The organism is Streptomyces sp. CO7 (assembly GCF_053474865.1).
In genome coordinates, this window is sequence record NZ_JBRIOU010000005.1 from 556,958 (window position 1) to 557,822 (window position 865).

An 865-nucleotide genomic window follows, 5' to 3' on the forward strand; every position below is an offset into this window, starting at 1 on the left:
CCGTGTACGCCGCATGACGGGTGCGACGGGCCGGCGCGAGAGGGCGCCCGGGGCGGCTGCGTCAGGCTGCGTCTACCGTGGGCCTTCTCCACTCCCGCCCCCGCCGCATCGAAAGGCCCCCGATGACGACCCGCTGGACCGCGTCGCAGATCCCCGACCAGAGCGGCCGCGTCGCCGTCGTCACCGGCGCGAACGGAGGCCTCGGCCTGGTCACCGCGCTGGAGCTGGCCCGCCGCGGCGCCGAGGTGGTGCTGGCCTGCCGCGACGTGGCCAAGGGCCGCGAGGCGGCCACCGGCATCGAGGCCGCCGTCCCCGGCGCGCGGGTCGACGTCACCCGGCTGGACCTGGCCGACCTCGCCTCCGTGCGGGCCTTCGCGGACGGACTCCCGCACGAGAGGCTCGACCTCCTGGTCAACAACGCCGGCGTGATGGCGCTGCCCCACCGCACCACCGCGGACGGCTTCGAGATGCAGTTCGGGGTCAACCACCTCGGCCACTTCGCCCTCACCGGCCTACTGCTGCCCCGGCTCCTCGCCGCCCCCGGCGCCCGCGTGGTCACCGTCTCCAGCTTCGCCCACGCCCTGTCCAACCTGGACATCCACGACCTCAACAGCGAACGCCAGTACCGTCGTTGGGTGGCGTACGGCCGCTCCAAGACCGCCAACCTCCTCTTCACGCACGAGCTCGCGCGCCGCCTCGCCACGGCCGGCTCCGACGTGGTCGCCGCCGCCGCGCACCCCGGCTACTCCGCCACCAACCTCACGACCGCGGGCCCCGCGATGGAGGGCCGCCACACCCTGGGCCGCCTGCTGCGCCTCGCCGACCGCGCCGTCGCCCAGACCGCCGAGGCCGGCGCCCTCCCCAC

1 protein-coding gene is annotated in these 865 nt (G+C 75.7%); it reads left to right on the forward strand.

The annotated features are described in order from the left end of the window. Positions 1 to 122: 122 nt before the first annotated feature. Positions 123 to 865 (forward strand): oxidoreductase (locus ACOV8S_RS21015; protein WP_448319359.1); only part of this gene is annotated, 743 nt, incomplete at its 3' end.